This window comes from Blastococcus sp. TF02A-30 (assembly GCF_003319185.1).
Lineage (GTDB): Bacteria > Actinomycetota > Actinomycetes > Mycobacteriales > Geodermatophilaceae > Blastococcus.
The window spans coordinates 66,825-84,870 of sequence record NZ_QOHJ01000007.1; the positions used below are offsets into that span (position 1 = coordinate 66,825).

Consider the following 18,046-nt stretch of genomic DNA (forward strand, 5'->3'; position numbering starts at 1 on the left):
CGTCCGCGGACGGCGATCCCCCACGACCGCCGCGTGCCGGAGACCGCGACGTCGCCCTCCCGGTCGGTCCGGTGCACGCGCACGCCGTCCCTGGTCAGCGCGGCGAGCAGGCTGGGGGCCGGGTGCCCGTAGGTGTTGTCGGCACCGACGGAGACGAGCGCGACGCGGGCACCGGTGGCCGCCAGGAAGCCGGCGTCGAAGTCCGCGCTGCCGTGGTGCGGAACCTTCAGCACGTCCGCGCTCAGGTCGAGGTCCGAGCGCTCCAGCCGCGCCTCCGCCTCGGCTCCCAGGTCGCCCGTGAGCAGCACCCGGACGCCGGACATCGTCGCCCGCACGACGAGTGACAGGTCGTTCGGTTCGGCCCCGGCGGTCGCGCGTTCCGGCGCGGGCGCGAGCACCTCGAGCCCCACGCCGCCGACCTGGCGCCGGTCCCCCGGTACGAGCACCTCCCGCCGCGCCCCGGTGCCCCGCAGCGTGGCGACGAGCTCGGAGGCCCGGTCGTCCGCGGGCGACAGCGTGCCGGTCGCGACCGTCCCGACGTCCCGGCCCGCGAGGGCCCCGGCCAACCCGGCGACGTGGTCGGCGTCCAGGTGCGACAGCAGCACCAGGGGCAGCCGGTCGACGCCGAGGCGGTCCAGGCAGCGGTCCACCGCGGCGACGTCCGGGCCCGCGTCCACGAGCACCGCCTCGCCCGCTGCCGTGGGCAGCACGAGGGCGTCCCCCTGACCGACGTCGCAGGCCACCAGCAGGGTCGACGGCGGCGGCCAGCCGCGCACGCCCTGCCGCACCGGCCAGCCCACCAGGACGACGCCGGCCAGCACGGCCACCGCCAGGACCCGGAGCCGGCGGTACCGCCACAGCGCCCAGCCGGCGCCCAGCAGCAGCACGGTGAGCACGGCGGCCCCGCGCACCCCGGCCGGCCAGGCAGCCGTGGCGTCCGGCAGACCCGCGGCTCGCTCGGCGACGAGGACCAGCCAGCGGGTCGGCCACCCCGCGGCCCGGACCAGCGCGTCGCCGAGCGGAGGCAGCACGGCCACGACCGCGGTGCCCAGCAGGCCGAGCACCGTGGCCGGGGGCACGGCCGGCGCGGCCAGCAGGTTCGCCGGCAGCGCCACGAGGCTGACCGTCCCCGACAGCGCCGCCACGAGCGGAGCGGTCGCCATCCCGGCCGCTGCGCTCACCGCGATCGCGTCGGCGACCGGCGTCGGCCAGCCGCGGAGGCGCAACGACCGGGACCAGCCGGGGGCGAGCAGGACGATCGCCGCCGTGGCCACGACGGACAGGGCGAAGCCCGGCTCCCGGGCGAGCCGCGGCTCGACCAGCAGCAGGACGACCACCGCGGCGGCCAGCGCCGGGACCGCGGCCCGCACCCGCCCGGTGGCCAGCGCGAGCAGGGTGACCGCACCCATCGCCGCCGCCCGCAGCACGCTGGGCTCCGGCCCGGCCAGGCCGACGAAGGCCCCCAACCCCAGCAACGCGACCACCGCCTGCACCCGTCGGTCCACCGCGCGCCGGCGCAGCGGCCACACGACCGCCGCCAGGACGATGGCGACGTTGGCCCCGGAGACCGCGGTCAGGTGCGCCAGCCCGGCGCGCTCGAAGTCCGTCTCGAGCGCCGGGTCCAACCCACTGGTGTCCCCGACGACGAGCCCCGGAAGGAGACCCGCCGGGCGGGGGGCCATGGTCCGCGAGGCAGAGGCCGCCAGCGCCGTCCTGAGGTCGGCAGCCACCCGCTGCCACGCCCCGGGACCACCGACCAGCTCGGGCGGCCCGCGGGCGGACAGGACGGCGACCGCGTCGTCGCCCGCAGCGGGCTCGCTCGCCGCGGCCCGGACCCGGACCTCCGTCCCGGCGACCAGCCCGTCCCAGCCGCGTGCGGGGGCGAACAGCAGCACCGCCGCATCGGCTGCGGTTGCTTCCGGCCGCTCCAGCGCCACGACGGTCGCGTCGGCGACCACCCGCGGTTCGGCCGCACCGCCGCCCAGCACCCGGGGAGCGCCGTCGAGGCGCAGCCGCACCTGCACCACCCGCTCGTCCAGCGCGGGACCGCGCAGCGGCGAACCCTCCCGCGCGGAGGTGCGCACCGCTCCCGCCGCCGACGTGACGACGAGGCCGGCCAGCACCGCCAGGGCCACGGTCACGCCGGCACCCGGTCGTCGGCGCAGCAGGAGCGCGACGACCACGGCCCCGCCGCCCACGAGCACCAGGGCCGCGGCCGGCAGGTGCGGGGCGACGAGGGTGAGCGCCCACACCCCGGCCGCCACCGGGACCAGCCGGAGGTCGATCCACGACCAGCGGCCCGCCGCTGCGCGCTGCACGGCGGTCACACCGTCACCAGCCCGGAGAGCTCCGCGAACAGCGTGGGGCCGATACCCGGCACGTCGTCCAGCTCCTCCACGCTCCGGAAGGGCCCCTGTTCCGTCCGGTGCGCGACGATGCGTTGCGCCAGCACGGGGCCGATCCCCGGCAGCTCGTCCAGCTCGTCCACGGTCGCGGTGTTCAGGTCGACGAGCCCGCCCCCGGCGCCCTGCTGAGCCGGGGCGTCGGAACCGCCCCCGTTCGACGCGCCGGGGAGGCCGACGGCGATCTGCTGCCCGTCGCTGAGCACCGCAGCGAGGTTGACCGACGCCGGGTCGGCCTCCGGCAGGAGACCCCCGGCCGCCGCGATCGCGTCCGCCACGCGGGCTCCCGCGGGCACGCTGACCAACCCGGGACGGGCGACCGACCCGACCACCGACACCACGACGACGTCGGACGTGCCCGCTGCCTCACCCACCGGCGGCGCGGCCGACGTCTCGGCCTCGACGTGCGCCCCCTCCTCCGGTGCCGGTTGCACACGGGGTCGGTCCAGCCAGGTCCACCCCACCAGCAGGAGCGCCGCCAGCGCCGCGGCGATCCAGAGCGAGCGCGCGCCGGGGTGGCCCGGATCCCAGCGGGCGGTGCGGCCCGGGGACCGGTGGCGGCCGATCCCCTCCGGGAGGCCCGTTCCGGCGACGGGCTCGTCGAGGACCTGCCGGTCCGCCCCTGCCGACCCGTCCGTGAGCACCGGCCAGGTCTCCGGGTCGTCGTCGGGCAGCCAGCCGGCGCCCGGGTCGTCCCGGTCGGCACCGACCTCGGCCAGGAGGGCGCGCAGCCGGGCACGGATGACGTCCGCGTCGTCGGCTCTGCGGGCGGGAGGTCGCACCCGTCGGACGCTAGGGAGCTGCGCCGGGCCCCGGCGTCGTCGGATCCGAGCTGTGGACGGCCGGCCGCCTGTGGACGGCCCGGCCCTCTCGGGCGCCGCGGCGGGGCACCCTGCCGCCGTGCCCTGCGGTCCGTCAGCCCTCCGCCGCCTCCTGCGGTTCTTCCTGCGCGCCGTCCTCCGCGGCCGGCGACACCACGACGCCCACCGCGCCGGGCCCGACGTGCGCGCCGATCGCCGCACCGAGTTCGCTGACGTGCAGCTCCCGGATCCCCGGCACCCGCTCGCGCAGCTCGGCGGCCAGCCGCTCGGCCCGCTCGGGCGCGGCCAGGTGGTGCACGGCGAGCGAGACGCCGCCGTCGCCGGCCGCCTCGACGGCGCGCTGCACCAGCCGGTTGAGCGCCCGCGCCGAGGTGCGGACCTTCTCCAGCGGGACGACCCGGCCGTCGAGGACGTGGAGCACCGGCTTGACCGCGAGCGCCGATCCGAGGATCGCCGCGGCCGAGCCGATCCGGCCCCCACGGCGCAGGTGCTCCAGGGTGTCGACGACGAACAGCGTGCGCGTGCGGGCAGCCGTCCGCCGGGCCTCCTCGGCGACGGCGTCGACGTCGGCTCCCTCGGCGGCCGCGCGAGCGGCGGCCAGCACGGCGAAGCCGCTGCCCATCGCCGCCGACCGCGAGTCGACCACCTTCACGACGTGCTCCCCCACCTGGGAGGCCGCCAGCCGCGCCGCGTCCCAGGTACCCGACAGCTCCGAGGACAGGTGGATGGAGACGAGCCGGTCCGCGCCCGCGTCGAGGACACGGCGGTAGGTGGCGACGAAGTCCCCCGGTGTCGGCCGCGACGTGGAGACGTGACCTCCGCGCGCGGACAGGGCGCGTGCGACGTCGTCGGGTGCGACGTCCTGCCCTTCCCGCCCGGATCGGCCGGCCAGGACCACGTAGAGCGGCACCACCTCGATGCCGTAGCCCGCGATGACGTCCGCGGGCAGGTAGGCCGTCGAATCGGTGACGACGGCGACAGGCACGCGGCGAGGCTAGCCCGAGGGTGCGTCCGCCTGACGGGCGCACACCGCAGCGCGCCCCTCCCCGCCCCGCGGGGAGCGGCTCAGAGAACCGCGTCCGCGTCGGCTGCGGGAGCGCCTTCCTCCGGCGATGCGCCCGCGGGCACGGCCGCCCCGTTCCCGGTGGGGGCCGGTGCGGCGGTCCCGTCGGACGACGGCGCCGCGCTGTTGTGCCGCAGCACCCGCCACCGCCCCGAGTGCTCGAGGAGCTCGGTCCACGCGCAGTTGCCCAGGGGGCCGAACAGCCGACGCTGGTCGGGGGCCAGGCCCAGCAGCCGCTCGAGCAGCCGGCCGCTCGTCCCGCCGTGGCTGACGACGACGGCGACGGGCGCCGGCGGGAGGTCGACGAGTGCGGCGAACGCGCGCTCGGCGACGGCCTCGGCCTCCTCGCCGCCGCGACCCCGCACCGGGCGGCCGGCCAGCCAGTCGGCGAACTGGTCGGGGTACCGGTCGGCCACCTCGTCGCGGGTCAGGCCCTCCCAGCTGCCCATGCCGTGCTCGCGCAGCCGCGGGTCGTGCCGCACGCCCACGCCCAGGAGCGTGGCGAGCGCGGCGGCGGTGTCGGCCGCACGGCTCAGGTCGCTGGAGACGACGACGGCGTCGCCGTCCAGCCGGGCCGACTCCACCAGGTGCGGCGCCGACTCGACGGCCTGCCGCCGGCCGACCGCGTCGAGCGGCGGGTCCATCCGGCCCTGGAACCGACCGGCGGCGTTCCACTCGGTCCGGCCGTGGCGCCAGAGCACCAGCCGGGAGACCGGCAGCGGCGTCACCGGGCCGACGGGTCGGCCGCGCCGCTGTCGGGTGCCGCACCCTCCGCGGGGGCCTCCGCGGGGGTCTCCGCGGTGCCGGCCTCCGCCGGGGCGGCGCGGTCGACGAACGGGATGACCGGGCAGTCCTTCCAGAGCCGCTCGAGGGCGTAGTAGGCGCGTTCCTCGGCGTGCTGCACGTGGACGACGACGTCGACGAAGTCCAGCAGCACCCAGCGGGCCTCGCTGACACCCTCGCGGCGGACGGGCTTCACGCCGTGCTCGCGCAGCCGCTCCTCCACCTCGTCGACGATGGACTGCACCTGGCGCTCGCTCGGCGCGGAGGCCAGCACGAAGGCGTCGGTGATGGCCAGCCGCTCGCTCACGTCGACGATCGACACGTCGGTGGCGAGCTTGTCGGCTGCGGCCTGGGCGGCGATGAGCGCGGTCTCCCGCGCCTCGGCGGAGGCGGTCATCGGGGCACCTCCTGGAGGTGGGGTCGGGGGTCGGAGTCGTCGTCGGGAGGTGCGGCAGCGGGCCGGGTGCCCGGCGGGGGCCGGTCGTACGTGGGCCGGTCGCCGGACGGACGGCCCTCGCGTTCCTGCGCGCTCACCAGCGCGCCGGGAGCGCGGCGGCGGCTGCCCTCCCGGTACAGCCCCCGCTTCTCGATGTACTGGACCACGCCGTCGGGCACCAGGTACCAGACCGGCATGCCGCGACCCACGCGGTCGCGGCAGTCGCTGGAGCTGATGGCCAGGGCGGGGATCTCGACCAGGCTGACGTTGCGGCTCGGCAGGTGCGAGTCGGCCAGCGGGTACCCGGGCCGGGTCACCCCGATGAAGTGCGCCAGCTCGAAGCACCGGTCACCGTCGCGCCAGGTCATGATCTGCGCGAGGGCGTCGGCGCCGGTGATGAAGAACAGCTCCGCGTCGGGGCGCTGCTGCCGGAGGTCGGTCAGGGTGTCGATCGTGTAGGTCGGCCCACCGCGGTCGATGTCCACCCGGCTCACGGAGAAGCGCGGGTTGGACGCCGTCGCGATGACCGTCATCAGGTAGCGGTCCTCGGCCGGCGACACCTGGCGCTCGCTCTTCTGCCAGGGCTGGCCGGTCGGCACGAACACGACCTCGTCGAGCCCGAAGAGCCCGGCGACCTCGCTCGCCGCCACGAGGTGCCCGTGGTGGATGGGGTCGAACGTTCCACCCATCACGCCGATGCGGCCGCCAGTCACCGAACGAGGGTATCCGGGCCCGCCGGAACCGGCCCCGACGGACCGGCTCCGGCCGCGGGAAGGGCGGAACCGCGTCGCTCGCGACGGGTGCCGCCTCCCGCTGCGACCGGCTCCCCCGTGCAGCCGGTCACGGACCCGCCCGCGCCTTCGCGGTTCGGACGGTGCCGGTGCCGGCTGCGTCGCCGGCACCGCGCTGACCAACGGATCGGTGCCGTACCGGGTTACGCCGGGGCACGGGAAAACTGCTGTGGGCGTCCGCACACGCCCCGGACGTTTCAGAGCGTGGTGACGAACTCCGCGAGCTGGGCGGCGTTGCGGCACTCGACCATGTCGATGACCTCCCCGTAGCGATCGGCCGCCGAGTCACCGCTCCCCCACTGGCGGCGCGGCTCGGGGTTGAGCCAGTGCGCCGACCGCGCACGGCCGACCAGATCGGCCAGCACCGGCACGCCCGGCGGGCGGTAGTTGGTGCGACCGTCGCCCAGCACCAGCAGGGAGGTCTTCGGTCCCACGGCCGTGGCCCACCGGTCGGCGAACACCTCGAACGCGCTGCCGTAGTCGCTGTGCCCGTCGAAGGCGACCACCCGGGCCTCCCGCCCGATGCGCGCCACGGCGTCGGCCACGTCGGCGCCGGGGCGGAAGAACCGGGTCACCTCGTCGGTGGAGTCGACGAAGGCGAAGGCACGCACGCCGGTGAAGTGCTCGCGCAGCGCCTGGGTCAGCATCAGCGTGAAGTGGCTGAACCCGGCGACCGAGCCGCTGACGTCGCAGAGCACCACGAGCTCGGGCTTGTGCACCTTCCGCGGCCGGTGGTGGGTCACCACCGGCACGCCCCCGGTGGCGAGCGACGCGCGCACCGTCCTGCGGAAGTCCAGCCGCCCCTCCCGGCCCATCCGCCGCCGCGCCGACAGCCGGACGGCCAGCCGCCGGGCCAGCGGAGCCACCGCGCGGCGCAGCTCCGCGAGGTCGGCGGCCTGGGCCCGCAGGAAGTCGACCTGGTCGGCCAGGGGGCGCACCGCGTTCTTAGCGACCTTGTCCCGGCCCTTGTCCTGCGCGGTGCGCCGCCGCACCTCGGCCTCCACCGCCGCGCGGAAGGCGGCCAGCCGCTCGCGCACCGTCTGCCGGGCCACCTGCTCAGTCAGCCCACCGCGCTCGGCATCGCCGAGCAGACCGGCCAGCAGCTGGGAAATCAGCGTGTCCGGCGACAGCGCCCGCATCACCCGGTAGCTGAAGTACGACTGCCCCGACGGCGTCGGCTGCCCGCGCCCCAGCCGGTCCACGGCCTCGCGGGCGAACCGGCGCAGCGCCTCGTCGTCGCCGTCCCGGAGCAGCCGGGCCAGCTGCTCGCGCATCAGCTCCGCCAGGTCGGCGTCGTCGGAGCCGGGGACGTCCAGCGTCGAGCCCGCATCAGCGGCCGCGTCGTCCTCCCCGTCCGCCACCGGACGGTCCCCCAGCGGCCACCACAGGTCGAAGAGCACGTCGTAGGCCGGCCGCTGGGCGGCCCGCTGCAGCAGCACCGCGGCCAGCCCGTGCCGCAGCTGCTCGCGGTCGAGCAGGTCGACGACGGTGAGGATCTGGGCGGCGTCCACCGCCTGGCTGATGCCGACCGGGATGCCCGCATCGCGGATCGCCCGGACGAACCCGTCCAGGTGCCCGGCGAGGCCTCCGGTGGCAGCGGCCGGGACGGCCATCAGTTGAGCCGGAGCTCGGCGGCAGCGCGGTCCTGGTCGCTGGCGTGCTTGAGGACGACCCCGAGCGTGGCCTTCATCGCGCCCTCGTCGAGCGTGTCGAGGCCCAGCTCGAGCAGCGTCTGCGCCCAGTCGAGGGTCTCCGAGATCGACGGCGACTTCTTCAGCTCCAGCGCGCGCAGGGCCCGCACCGTCCGGACGAGCTGGTCGGCCAGCCCCGGCGCGAGATCGGGCACCCGGGACAGGACGATCTCGCGCTCGCGCTCGGCCGACGGGTAGTCCAGCGCCAGGTAGAGGCAGCGCCGCTTGAGCGCCTCGGACAGCTCGCGGGTCGCGTTGGAGGTCAGCACGACCATCGGCCGGCGGGTCGCGGTGACCGTGCCGAGCTCGGGGATGGTGACCTGGAAGTCCGACAGCACCTCGAGCAGCAGGCCCTCCACCTCGACGTCGGCCTTGTCGGTCTCGTCGATGAGCAGGACGGTCGGGTCGGTGCGCCGGATCGCGGTGAGCAGCGGGCGGGAGAGCAGGAACTCCTCGCCGAAGATGTCGTCGTGGACGGTGTCCCAGTCGGCACCACCGGCTCCCTGGGCCGCCTGGATCCGGAGCAGCTGCTTCTTGTAGTTCCACTCGTACAGCGCCCGCGCCTCGTCCAGGCCCTCGTAGCACTGCAGCCGGATCAGCTCCGAGCCGGTCGCCGTCGCCAGGGCCTTGGCCAGCTCGGTCTTGCCGGTCCCCGCCGGTCCCTCCACCAGCAGCGGCTTGCCGAGCCGGTCGGCCAGGAAGACCGTCGTGGCGATCTGCGCGTCGGGCAGGTACCCGGCCGTGGCGAGCCGCTTGGCGACGTCCGCGACGGAGGAGAACTGCGGGGACTGCTGGCGGGTCATCGGGCTCCTCGCGGGGGGCGGGGTGGGTCGGCTATCGGACGTGGCCGCGGCCGGTCACGACGTAGGTCGTCGACGTCAGCTCCGGCAGGCCCAGGGGCCCGCGCGCGTGCAGCTTCTGGGTGGAGATGCCGATCTCGGCGCCGAACCCGAACTCCCCACCGTCGGTGAACCGGGTGGACGCGTTCACCATCACGGCGGCCGCGTCGACCCCGGCGGTGAACGCGGCGATGGCCGCGGCGGAGTCGGCGACGATCGCCTCGGTGTGCCCCGTGGTCCAGCGCGCGATGTGGTCGAGGGCCTGCGGCAGGTCGTCGACGACGCGCACCGCCATGTCCATCGACAGGTACTCCGCGGCCCAGTCGTCGTCGGTCGCCGCGACGACGCCCTCGTGCGCCGACCGGACCGCGTCGTCGCCGTGCAGCGTCACGCCGGAGCCGGCCAGCGCGCGCAGCAGGCGGGGCAATTCCGGGAAGTCGCGGTGCACGAGCAGCGTCTCGGCGGAGTTGCAGACGCTCACCCGGTGGGTCTTGGAGTTCAGCACCACCGCCTCGGCGATCTCCGGGTCGGCGGAGGCGTCCACGTAGACGTGGACGTTGCCCTCACCGGTCTCGATCACCGGCACCCGCGACTCCCGGACCACCCGCTGGATCAGCGAGGCCCCGCCGCGCGGGATGACGACGTCGACGAACCCGCGGGCGCCCAGGAGCTCGCCCACCGACGCCCGGTCCGCGGGCAGCAGCTCGACGAACCCGGCCGGCAACCCGGCCTTCTCCCCCGCCTCGGTGAGGACGGCGATGAGCGCGGTGTTGGTGCGGAACGCCGATGCGGAGCCGCGCAGCAGCGCTGCGTTGCCGCTCTTGAGGCAGAGGCCGGCCGCGTCGACGGTCACGTTCGGCCGGGCCTCGTAGACGATGCCCACGACACCGAGGGGCACGCGGACCTGGCGCAGCTCCAGCCCGTTGGGCAGCCGGGAGCCGCGGACGACGTCGCCCACCGGGTCGGGCAGCGCGACCAGCTGGCGCAGCGCGTCGGCGACGCCGGCGACCCGGCCCGCGTCGAGGCTCAGCCGGTCGACGATCGCCTCGGGCGTCCCGTCGGCCCGCGCGGCCTCGACGTCGAGCGCGTTGGCGGCGAGCACCTCGTCGGTCCGCTCCACCAGGGCCTCCGCCATGGCGGTCAGCGCGGCGTCCTTGGTGTCGGTCGGCAGGGTGCGCAGCACCCGTGCAGCAGCGCGCGCACGCAGCGCGGCGGCACCGATCAGCGGCAGCGAGGCGACGTCGGACACACCCGCGAGCCTACGCGGGCGCGGAGGTGAGGTCGGGTCGATGACCCGGCAGCGGCCGCGGCGGAAACCATGTGAGAATGATTCTCATGCCAACGTCGCACTCCCGCCGCACCGCTCTCACGGCCGCCTCGGCAGCCGTCCTCCTGCTGGCCGGGTGCGGCGACGACGGTGGCGGCTCGGCCGGCGGCGACGACGGGCTGACCGTCCTGGCCGGCTTCTACCCGCTCCAGTGGGCGGCCGAGCAGGTCGGCGGGGACCGGATCTCGGTCAGCGCCCTCACCCCGCCGGGTGCGGAGCCGCACGACCTCGAGCTCACCCCGCGCGACGTCGGGGCCGTCTCGGAGGCGGACCTGCTCGTCTACCTCGACGGCTTCCAGCCGGCCCTGGACGAGGCGGCCGAGCAGGAGGCCGGCGACGCCGCGTGGGACGTCGGCGACGCCGCCGACCTCGTGGCCGGGGAGGACGAGCACGCCGACGAGGAGGGCCACGCGGACGACGAGCACGCCGACGAGGAGGGCCACGCAGAGGACGAGCACGCCGCGGAGGACGGCCACGACCACGGCGCGACCGATCCGCACTTCTGGCTCGACCCCACCCGCCTCGCCTCGGTCGCCGACGCGCTCGCCGAGCGGCTGGCCGAGCTCGACCCGGACGGCGCCGCCACGTACGAGGAGAACGCCGCCGCGCTGCGCGCCGATCTCGAGGCCCTCGACGAGGAGATGCGGGCCGGGCTGGCGAACTGCGCCGTCGGCACCCTGGTCACCAGCCACGACGCCTTCGGCTACCTCGCCGACCGGTACGGGCTCGACGTGGTCGGCATCAGCGGCCTGAGCCCGTCCCAGGAGCCCGACCCCGCGCAGCTGGGGACGATCGCCGCCCTGGTCGGCGAGCGGGGCATCACCACCGTCTACACCGAGACCCTGGTCGACCCGGCCGTCGCCGAGACCGTCGCCGAGGAGGCGGGCGTGCGCACCGCGGTCCTCGACCCGATCGAGGGGCTGACGGACGAGTCCGCCGGGGAGGACTATTGGCAGGTCATGCGAGCCAACCTCGCCACCCTGCAGGAAGGCCAGTCCTGCTCATGAGCCACGCGACGCCGGCGTCCTCCGACGAGGTCGCCGTCCGCCTCCGGGACGCGAGCATCGGCTACGGCGACGTGCCGATCGTCTCCCACGTCGACCTGACCGTGCGCCGGGGCGAGGCGGTCGCCGTCCTGGGGTCCAACGGGTCGGGCAAGACCACCCTGGCCCGCGGGCTGCTGGGCCTGGCCACCGTCCTCGGCGGTGAGGTCGAGCTCCTCGGCGCACCGGTCGGGCGGCTGCGCGAGCGGGGCCGCGTGGGCTACGTGCCGCAGCGGCACACGGTCAGCGGCGCCGTGCCGGCGACCGTCCGCGAGGTCGTCTCCGTCGGTCGGCTGGCCCGCCGCGGCCTGCTCCGCCGGCTCGGCCCGGCGGACCGGGCCGCGGTCGGCGAGGCCGTCGCGGCGGTCGGCCTGGCGGACCGGATGGAGGAGCCGGTCGCGTCCCTCTCCGGTGGTCAGCAGCGCCGGGTGCTCGTCGCCCGGGCGCTGGCCGCCCAGCCGGAGCTGTTGATCATGGACGAGCCCACCGCCGGGGTGGACGCCGCCAGCCAGGCCGCCCTGGCCGGGGTGCTGGCGCGGGTCGCCGCCGCCGGGACGACGCTGCTCGTGGTGACGCACGAGACCGGCCCGCTGTCGGGCGTGCTGACCCGCGCCGTCGTCGTCGACCACGGCCGCATCCGCTACGACGGCCCGCTGGCCGGTGCGGACGCCCCCGGTGGGCACGACGACGGGCACTGCGGCCCGGAGGAGCCGGTGACCGGCTACCGGCTGGACCAGCCCACGGTGTCGGCGCGGGCCGCGGGTGGGAGGCGCTGACGTGGAGATCCTCGAGTACGGCTTCATGCAGCGCGCCCTGCTGGCCTCGGTCATGGTCGGCCTGGTCGCTCCCGCGGTCGGCGTCTTCCTCGTGCAGCGCCGGCTGTCCCTGCTCGGCGACGGCCTGGGGCACGTCGCGCTGACCGGCGTCGGCATCGGCGTCCTGACCTCGACCGCCCCCGTCGGGGGCGCGCTCGTCGCCGCCGTCCTGGGCGCGGTGCTCATCGAGCTCGTCCGGGCCCGCGGACGCACCAGCGGCGACGTCGCCCTCGCCGTCCTGTTCTACGGCGGCATCGCCGGCGGCGTGGTGCTGCTGAGCCTGGCCCCCCGCGGGCAGGCGACCAACCTCGACGCCTACCTGTTCGGCGCCATCACCACGACCAGCAGCGGCGACCTCGCCGTCTTCGCCGTCATCGCGGTCGCCGTCCTGGCCGTGGTGGGCCTGCTGGGCGCGCGGCTGTACGCGGTGAGCGACGACGAGGAGTACGCCCGCGCCGTCGGGCTCCCGGTGCTGGCGCTCAACATCGCCCTGGCCGCGCTGGTGGCGGCCACCGTCGTGCTCTCCATGCGCGTCGTGGGCCTGCTGCTCATCAGCGCCCTGATGATCGTGCCGAGCGCGGTGGCCCAGCTGCTGGCCCGCAGCTTCCGGCAGACGCTCTACCTGGCCTGCGCCATCGGGCTGGTGGTCAGCGTGAGCGGGACGACGACGTCGTACTACACCGGCACCCCCTCGGGCGGCACGATCGTCCTCATCGCCATCGCCTTGTTCCTGGCCGTGTCCGCCGGCGTGGCGATGCGCGACGCGACGGCCCGGCGCCGCCACGGCCGGCGCAGCGAGGTGCACGCCGCGCACCCGCACGAGCACGGCGAGGGCTGCGGGCACCCGGCCGTGGCGCACGGCGACCACGTCGACTACGACCACGACGGCCACCTGCACGCGCCGCACCTCACCGGGTCGGGCGTGCACTACGACGAGCACGGCACGCGCCGCGCGATCGACGGCTGACCGGTCGGCGCGCTGATCAGCTCCTGGGGCGAGCCAGCCGGTGCCGGAGCCCCGCCCGGACGGCCGGCCACTCGGTGTCCAGGATCGAGAAGACGACGGTGTCGCGCAGCGAGCCGTCCCGCAGCCGCCGGTGGTTGCGCAGCACGCCGTCCTGGTGGGCGCCCAGCCGGGCGATCGCCTCGCGGGACTGCCGGTTGTGCCAGTGGGTGCGGAACTCGACGGCGCGGCAGCCGAGGGTGTCGAAGGCGTGGCCGAGCAACAGCAGCTTGCTCTCCGCGTTCACGCCGGTCCCCTGCGCCGAGGCGGCCGTCCAGGTGGCACCGATCTCGACGCGCGGCGTCTCGGCGTCCGCGTTGAGGAAGGTGGTCATGCCGACCGCCCGGCCGGCGGTCGTGCGCACGGTGAAGGGCAGCATCTCCCCCGCCGCCTGGCGGGCCAGGCGCGCCTCGATCTCGCCCGCCATCCCCTCCGGGGTGGGCACGGAGGTGTACCAGAGCTCCCACAGCCGGCCGTCGTGCACGGCGTCGGCCAGCTCCCGGGCGTGTCCGGCCTCCAGGGGCTCGAGGACGACGAGCTGGCCGGTCAGCGTGACCGGCCGCAGGAACGCCACGGTCAGCGGGCGCGCAGGGCGCGCAGCGCGGACTTGCGCGCCTCACCGGCGAGCCGGTCGAGGAAGAGCTTGCCGTCGAGGTGGTCCACCTCGTGCTGCAGGCAGCGGGCCATCAGCCCCTCGCCCTCCAGGCGCAGCGGCTCGCCGTGCACGTCGAAGCCGTCGACGACGGCGTGCATCGCTCGGACGGTCGGCGCCCAGATGCCGGGGACGGAGAGGCAGCCCTCGTCGCCGTCCTGCGTCTCCTCGGACAGCTCGGTGATCGTCGGGTTGACCATGTGCCCGATCACGCCGTCGATGTTGTACGAGAAGACACGGGCGCTGACGCCGATCTGCGGGGCGGCCAGGCCGGCCCGGCCGGGGTTGTCGACCGTCTCCTCGAGATCGCGGACCAGCGCGGCCAGCTCCTTGTCGAACGCGCGCACCGGGTCGGCGGGGGTGCGCAGGACCGGGTCACCGACTTCGCGGATGGGGCGGATCGTCACGCCTGCAGTCTCTCAGCCCGCTGATCCGGCCCTGTTCGTCGGTGGGGTCCGGTACAACGGCACTCCCCGATGCCGAGGAGGCGCCGTGCCCGTCGAACCGCTCGATCCGCCCGGACTACCGGTCTCGCCGTTCTACCGGCAGATGGCGGTGGCCACCGGCTCCCGCACCCTCTACCTCTCGGGTCAGGTCGCGCGCACCGCCGAGGGCACCCCGGTGGGCGCGGGCGACCTCGCCGCCCAGGTGGAGCAGGCGTACCTGAACGTGGCGACCGCGCTGGCCGGCGCCGGCGGCAGCTTCGACGACGTCGCCAAGCTGACCGTGTACGTCGTCGACTGGACGCCGGAGAAGCTGGCCGCGTTCGGCGAGGGCGTCTTCGCCGCCGCCGACCGGCTCGGCGTCGACCTGGTCAAGCCCATCACGCTGATCGGCGTCGCCGCGCTGGGCGAGCCGGACCTGCTGGTCGAGGTGGAGGCCGTGGCCGTCCTCCCCTGAGGTCAGCGCAGGGAGGGGCGGCGGACCAGCACCATCTCGTCGCGGTGCACGACCTCGCGCCGGTGCTCGGGCTCCAGCTCCGAGGACTTGCGGCCGAGCAGGGCCGGCAGCTCGCGGGCGTCGTAGGCGACCAGGCCGCGGGCGACGACGACGCCGTCGGGACCGACCAGCTCGACGGGGTCGTCGGCCGCGAACTCGCCGACCACGCCGGTGATGCCGGCCGCGAGCAGGGAGGCGTGCCGCTCCCGCACCGCGGCAACGGCCCCGGCGTCCAGGAGCAGCCGGCCCTGCGGCCGGGTGGCGAAGCGCAGCCAGAACTGCCGCGCGCGCGGCCGCGGGGCCATGACGGAGAAGGCCGTGCCGACCTGCTCGCCGGCCAGCGCGGCGGCGGCCTGCGGCGTGGAGGTGACCACCACCGGCACGCCGGCGTGGGCGGCGATCAGGGCCGCCTCGACCTTGGTGGCCATCCCGCCGGTGCCGACGCCGTTGCGCCGGGCGCTGCCGAGCGCGACGGTGTCGAGCTCGGCGGGGTCGGTGACGGTGCGCAGCAGGTTCGCCGGGCCGGTGCGCGGGTCGCCGTCGTACACGCCGTCGACGTCGGACAGCAGCAGCAGCGCGTCGGCGCGGGCCACGTGGGCGACCAGCGCGGCCAGCCGGTCGTTGTCGCCGAAGCGGATCTCCTCGGTGGCGACCGTGTCGTTCTCGTTGACGATCGGCAGCGCGCCCAGGGTGAGCAGCCGCTCGAGGGTCTGCTGGGCGTTGCGGTAGTGGCTGCGCCGGGTCAGGTCGTCGGCGGTGAGCAGCACCTGGCCGACCGTGACGTCGTGCCGGGCGAAGGCGTCGGCGTAGGTCTGCACCAGCCGGAGCTGGCCGACGCTCGCTGCGGCCTGCGCCGTCGCCAGGTCACGCGGGCGCCCGTCGAGACCCAGCGGCGCCAGCCCGGCCGCGATCGCCCCGGAGGACACCAGGACGACCTCGCGGCCGGCTGCCCGGGCGGCGCCGAGCACGTCGACCAGCGCTGCCAGCCGGTCGACGTCGAGCCCGCCGGGCAGCGTCGTGAGCGACGACGAGCCGACCTTGACGACGACCCGGCGCGCACCGGCGACCGCGGCGCGGACGGCGTCCTGCTGACCGGTCACCGCACGTCCTCGGGGAGGTCGTCGTCGCTCCAGCCGTCGTCGGTGAGCTCGTACGGCGTCCGGCGGGCGCGCTTGGCGGCCAGCCGCTCCGCGGCGCCGACGCGCTGGTTGTTCTCCAGCCGGTTGTCGGTCCCGCGTCCGCCCAGGCCGGCGGACTCCTCGGCGGTGAGGGTGCCGGCGGGCAGCGTCGGCTCCCAGTCGAAGGTGACGTCGCCGATGGTGACCGCGTCGCCCTCGACGGCGCCGGCCTGGGCCAGCTTCTCCTCGACCCCGAGCCGGTTGAGCCGGTCGGCGAGGTAGCCGACGGCCTCGTCGTTGGTGAAGTCGGTCTGCCGCACCCAGCGCTCGGGCTTGGCGCCGCGTACGACGAAGCCCTCCGGGTCGTCGGGGTCGCGCTCCACGGTGAAGCCGTTGTCGTCGACGGCCCGCGGGGTGAGCGTGACGCGCACCGGCTCGGGCTCGGGCAGGGCGGCCCGGTGCTCCTCGACGGCGGCGGCCAGCGCGTAGCCGAGCGCGGGCAGCCCCTCGCCGGTGACGGCGCTGACCGGGAAGACCTGCAGGCCCCGGGCCTCCAGCGTCTCCCGGACCAGGTCCACGAGGTCGCGCGCGTCCGGCACGTCGATCTTGTTGAGGACGGCGATGCGCAGCCGGCCCACCAGGTCCAGCTCGTCGCCGCCGTACTCGCGCAGCTCGTGCTCGAGCGCGTCGATGTCGGTCTCCGGGTCGCGGCCCGGCTCCATCGTGGCCATGTCGATCACGTGCACGAGGACGGCGCAGCGCTCGACGTGCCGCAGGAACTGCAGCCCCAGGCCCTTGCCGGTCGAGGCCCCGGGGATGAGACCCGGGACGTCGGCCATCGTGTAGGTGACGTCGCCGGACCGGATCACGCCGAGGTTGGGCACCAGCGTCGTGAACGGGTAGTCGGCGATCTTGGGCCGCGCCGCGGACATCGCGGCGATGAGCGAGGACTTGCCGGCCGACGGGTACCCGACCAGCCCGACGTCGGCGATGCTCTTCAGCTCGAGCACCGCGTCGAGCGTCTCGCCCTCCTCGCCGAGGAGCGCGAAGCCGGGCGCCTTGCGCCGCGGGTTGGCCAGCGCCGCGTTGCCGAGGCCGCCCTTCCCCCCGGAGGCGAGCACCACGCGGGTGCCGGCGCCTATGAGGTCGGCGATGACCCGCCCGTCGGACGTGCTCACGACGGTGCCCTCGGGCACGCGCAGCACCTTGTCCTCGCCGCGGGCGCCGTGCCGGTTGCTGCCGGCGCCGGGACGGCCGTTGCCGGCCTTCTGGTGCGGGCGGTGGTGGAAGTCCAGCAGCGTGTGGACGTTGGGGTCGACCTCGAGGACGACGTCGCCACCGTCCCCGCCGTTGCCGCCGTCCGGCCCGCCCAGGGGCTTGTACTTCTCGCGGTGCACCGAGGCCACGCCGTGCCCACCGTTCCCGGCGGCGACGTGGACGGTCACGCGATCGACGAATGCGGCCATGTGTCAGCTACTCCTGGAACGCCACGAGCGCACGGGCCGAGGCCCGTGCGCTCGAAAGCTGCTGGAACGGCCCCGTCCCGGGTCCCGCCCCGAGCGTGCGAGGGGTGGGGAGGACGGGGTCCTTCGTCAGGCCTCGACGGCGGTGATGGAGACGGTCTTGCGTCCCCGCCGCGTGCCGAAGGTGACCGAGCCCGGAGCCAGCGCGAACAGCGTGTCGTCGCTGCCGCGGCCGACACCCAGACCCGGGTGGAAGTGGGTGCCGCGCTGGCGCACGATGATCTCGCCGGCCTTCACGACCTGGCCGCCGAAGCGCTTGACGCCGAGGCGCTGCGCGTTCGAGTCGCGACCGTTGCGGGAGGACGAAGCGCCCTTCTTGTGTGCCATGTCGGGGTCAGCCCTTCGTGATGTCGCGGACCACGACGTCGGTCAGGCGCTGACGGTGCCCCTGACGCTTGTGGTAGCCGGTCTTGTTCTTGAACTTGTGGATGTGGATCTTCGGGCCCTTGCCGTGCCCGACGATCTCGCCCGTCACCGTCACCTTGGCCAGGGCCGAGGCGTCGCTGGTGACGGTCTCGCCGTCGACCAGGAGGATGGCCGGCAGGGTGACGGTGTCGCCAGCCTCACCGGCGAGACGGTTGATCGTGAGCTTGTCGCCCACGGCCACCTTGTGCTGGCTGCCGCCAGCCTTCACCACTGCGTACACCACTGACTCCTCGTTCGAACTCTCGCGTCGATCTTCGTCCGGCGCGCACGACCGGAGCGGGCACCGGGTGCTGGACGGGCTGCGGACGCCTGACCGGGCGGCACCCTGAGGTGCCCGCGCCGTGGCGGTGCAACCCGACCAGCGTACCCGAGCG

18 protein-coding genes and 1 pseudogene are annotated in these 18,046 nt (G+C 75.7%); 4 read left to right on the forward strand and 15 right to left on the reverse strand.

Features of this window, described 5'->3' with window-relative positions:
- Positions 1 to 215: 215 nt before the first annotated feature.
- The 9 genes and pseudogenes from DQ241_RS21155 to DQ241_RS16410 all read right to left on the reverse strand — a co-directional run.
- Positions 216 to 1,682, reverse strand: a pseudogene (locus DQ241_RS21155) (ComEC/Rec2 family competence protein); the annotation flags it as partial.
- A 641-nt stretch (positions 1,683 to 2,323) separates the two neighbouring features.
- The gene (locus tag DQ241_RS16375; protein WP_113831279.1) at positions 2,324 to 3,184 is read right to left on the reverse strand and encodes a ComEA family DNA-binding protein; all 861 of its coding nucleotides are present in this window, start codon (positions 3,182 to 3,184) and stop codon (positions 2,324 to 2,326) included.
- 133 nt (positions 3,185 to 3,317) lie between these two features.
- On the reverse strand, positions 3,318 to 4,208 hold the full coding sequence (locus tag DQ241_RS16380) for a DegV family protein (protein ID WP_113831280.1): 891 nt from the start codon (positions 4,206 to 4,208) through the stop codon (positions 3,318 to 3,320).
- An 80-nt stretch (positions 4,209 to 4,288) separates the two neighbouring features.
- Entirely contained in the window at positions 4,289 to 5,014 is a 726-nt protein-coding gene (locus tag DQ241_RS16385; protein WP_113831281.1) for a histidine phosphatase family protein, read from the reverse strand.
- Positions 5,011 to 5,466 carry a ribosome silencing factor gene (rsfS, locus tag DQ241_RS16390; RefSeq protein ID WP_113831282.1) on the reverse strand — a complete coding sequence of 152 codons (456 nt, stop codon included), beginning with the start codon at positions 5,464 to 5,466 and terminating at the stop codon, positions 5,011 to 5,013. The genes DQ241_RS16385 and rsfS overlap by 4 nt, the downstream gene beginning before the upstream one ends.
- Positions 5,463 to 6,218 carry a nicotinate-nucleotide adenylyltransferase gene (nadD, locus tag DQ241_RS16395; RefSeq protein ID WP_233492504.1) on the reverse strand — a complete coding sequence of 252 codons (756 nt, stop codon included), beginning with the start codon at positions 6,216 to 6,218 and terminating at the stop codon, positions 5,463 to 5,465. Before nadD ends, rsfS begins: the two co-directional genes overlap by 4 nt.
- 275 nt (positions 6,219 to 6,493) lie before the next feature.
- Positions 6,494 to 7,909, reverse strand: coding sequence for a VWA domain-containing protein (locus tag DQ241_RS16400; RefSeq protein ID WP_113831283.1), 1,416 nt, complete (start codon positions 7,907 to 7,909; stop codon positions 6,494 to 6,496).
- Positions 7,909 to 8,790 (reverse strand): MoxR family ATPase, encoded by an 882-nt coding sequence (locus DQ241_RS16405; RefSeq protein WP_113831284.1) that lies wholly within the window; start codon positions 8,788 to 8,790, stop codon positions 7,909 to 7,911. Before DQ241_RS16405 ends, DQ241_RS16400 begins: the two co-directional genes overlap by 1 nt.
- Before the next feature lie 31 nt (positions 8,791 to 8,821).
- Entirely contained in the window at positions 8,822 to 10,075 is a 1,254-nt protein-coding gene (locus tag DQ241_RS16410) for a glutamate-5-semialdehyde dehydrogenase (protein WP_113831285.1), read from the reverse strand.
- An 86-nt stretch (positions 10,076 to 10,161) separates the two neighbouring features.
- Between DQ241_RS16410 and DQ241_RS16415 the strand changes: the two genes are divergently transcribed.
- Genes DQ241_RS16415 through DQ241_RS16425 form a run of 3 tightly spaced genes read left to right on the forward strand, consistent with a single transcriptional unit; the run spans position 10,162 to position 12,978 of the window.
- Positions 10,162 to 11,160 (forward strand): metal ABC transporter substrate-binding protein, encoded by a 999-nt coding sequence (locus DQ241_RS16415; protein ID WP_113831286.1) that lies wholly within the window; start codon positions 10,162 to 10,164, stop codon positions 11,158 to 11,160.
- Complete coding sequence (locus DQ241_RS16420; protein WP_113831287.1) at positions 11,157 to 11,972, forward strand: metal ABC transporter ATP-binding protein; 816 nt, start codon at positions 11,157 to 11,159, stop codon at positions 11,970 to 11,972. The genes DQ241_RS16415 and DQ241_RS16420 overlap by 4 nt, the downstream gene beginning before the upstream one ends.
- A 1-nt stretch (position 11,973) precedes the next feature.
- Positions 11,974 to 12,978, forward strand: coding sequence for a metal ABC transporter permease (locus DQ241_RS16425; protein ID WP_113831288.1), 1,005 nt, complete (start codon positions 11,974 to 11,976; stop codon positions 12,976 to 12,978).
- Between the two features lie 16 nt (positions 12,979 to 12,994).
- On the opposite strand, the gene DQ241_RS16430 is transcribed toward DQ241_RS16425, so the two are convergent.
- A complete protein-coding gene (locus tag DQ241_RS16430; protein ID WP_113831289.1) occupies positions 12,995 to 13,588 on the reverse strand; it encodes a GNAT family N-acetyltransferase in 594 nt (197 codons plus the stop codon).
- Positions 13,589 to 13,590: 2 nt separating this feature from the next.
- Positions 13,591 to 14,073 (reverse strand): peptide deformylase, encoded by a 483-nt coding sequence (def, locus tag DQ241_RS16435; RefSeq protein WP_113831290.1) that lies wholly within the window; start codon positions 14,071 to 14,073, stop codon positions 13,591 to 13,593.
- A gap of 85 nt (positions 14,074 to 14,158) precedes the next feature.
- Here def and DQ241_RS16440 point away from each other — a divergent pair, with 85 nt between their 5' ends.
- Positions 14,159 to 14,566 (forward strand): RidA family protein, encoded by a 408-nt coding sequence (locus DQ241_RS16440; RefSeq protein ID WP_113831291.1) that lies wholly within the window; start codon positions 14,159 to 14,161, stop codon positions 14,564 to 14,566.
- Positions 14,567 to 14,568: 2 nt separating this feature from the next.
- On the opposite strand, the gene proB is transcribed toward DQ241_RS16440, so the two are convergent.
- The 4 genes from proB to rplU all read right to left on the reverse strand — a co-directional run bounded on the left by proB (position 14,569) and on the right by rplU (position 17,892).
- Complete coding sequence (proB, locus tag DQ241_RS16445; RefSeq protein WP_113831292.1) at positions 14,569 to 15,705, reverse strand: glutamate 5-kinase; 1,137 nt, start codon at positions 15,703 to 15,705, stop codon at positions 14,569 to 14,571.
- Complete coding sequence (gene obgE, locus DQ241_RS16450; RefSeq protein ID WP_113831293.1) at positions 15,702 to 17,189, reverse strand: GTPase ObgE; 1,488 nt, start codon at positions 17,187 to 17,189, stop codon at positions 15,702 to 15,704. The genes proB and obgE overlap by 4 nt, the downstream gene beginning before the upstream one ends.
- A 126-nt stretch (positions 17,190 to 17,315) precedes the next feature.
- Complete coding sequence (gene rpmA, locus DQ241_RS16455; protein WP_113831294.1) at positions 17,316 to 17,573, reverse strand: 50S ribosomal protein L27; 258 nt, start codon at positions 17,571 to 17,573, stop codon at positions 17,316 to 17,318.
- 7 nt (positions 17,574 to 17,580) lie between these two features.
- Positions 17,581 to 17,892: a 50S ribosomal protein L21 gene (gene rplU / locus DQ241_RS16460; RefSeq protein ID WP_199584639.1), complete on the reverse strand. Its 312-nt coding sequence runs from the start codon at positions 17,890 to 17,892 to the stop codon at positions 17,581 to 17,583.
- Positions 17,893 to 18,046: the final 154 nt, after the last annotated feature.

Excerpts from the sequence above, each read along its gene's own strand:
- DQ241_RS16415 (WP_113831286.1), top strand. The coding sequence starts at position 10,162 with ATGCCAACGTCGCACTCCCGCCGCACCGCTCTCACGGCCGCCTCGGCA.
- rpmA (WP_113831294.1), bottom strand. The coding sequence starts at position 17,573 with ATGGCACACAAGAAGGGCGCTTCGTCCTCCCGCAACGGTCGCGACTCG.
- DQ241_RS16420 (WP_113831287.1), top strand. The coding sequence starts at position 11,157 with ATGAGCCACGCGACGCCGGCGTCCTCCGACGAGGTCGCCGTCCGCCTC.
- DQ241_RS16400 (WP_113831283.1), bottom strand. The coding sequence starts at position 7,909 with ATGGCCGTCCCGGCCGCTGCCACCGGAGGCCTCGCCGGGCACCTGGAC.
- DQ241_RS16405 (WP_113831284.1), bottom strand. The coding sequence starts at position 8,790 with ATGACCCGCCAGCAGTCCCCGCAGTTCTCCTCCGTCGCGGACGTCGCC.
- rsfS (WP_113831282.1), bottom strand. The coding sequence starts at position 5,466 with ATGACCGCCTCCGCCGAGGCGCGGGAGACCGCGCTCATCGCCGCCCAG.
- obgE (WP_113831293.1), bottom strand. The coding sequence starts at position 17,189 with ATGGCCGCATTCGTCGATCGCGTGACCGTCCACGTCGCCGCCGGGAAC.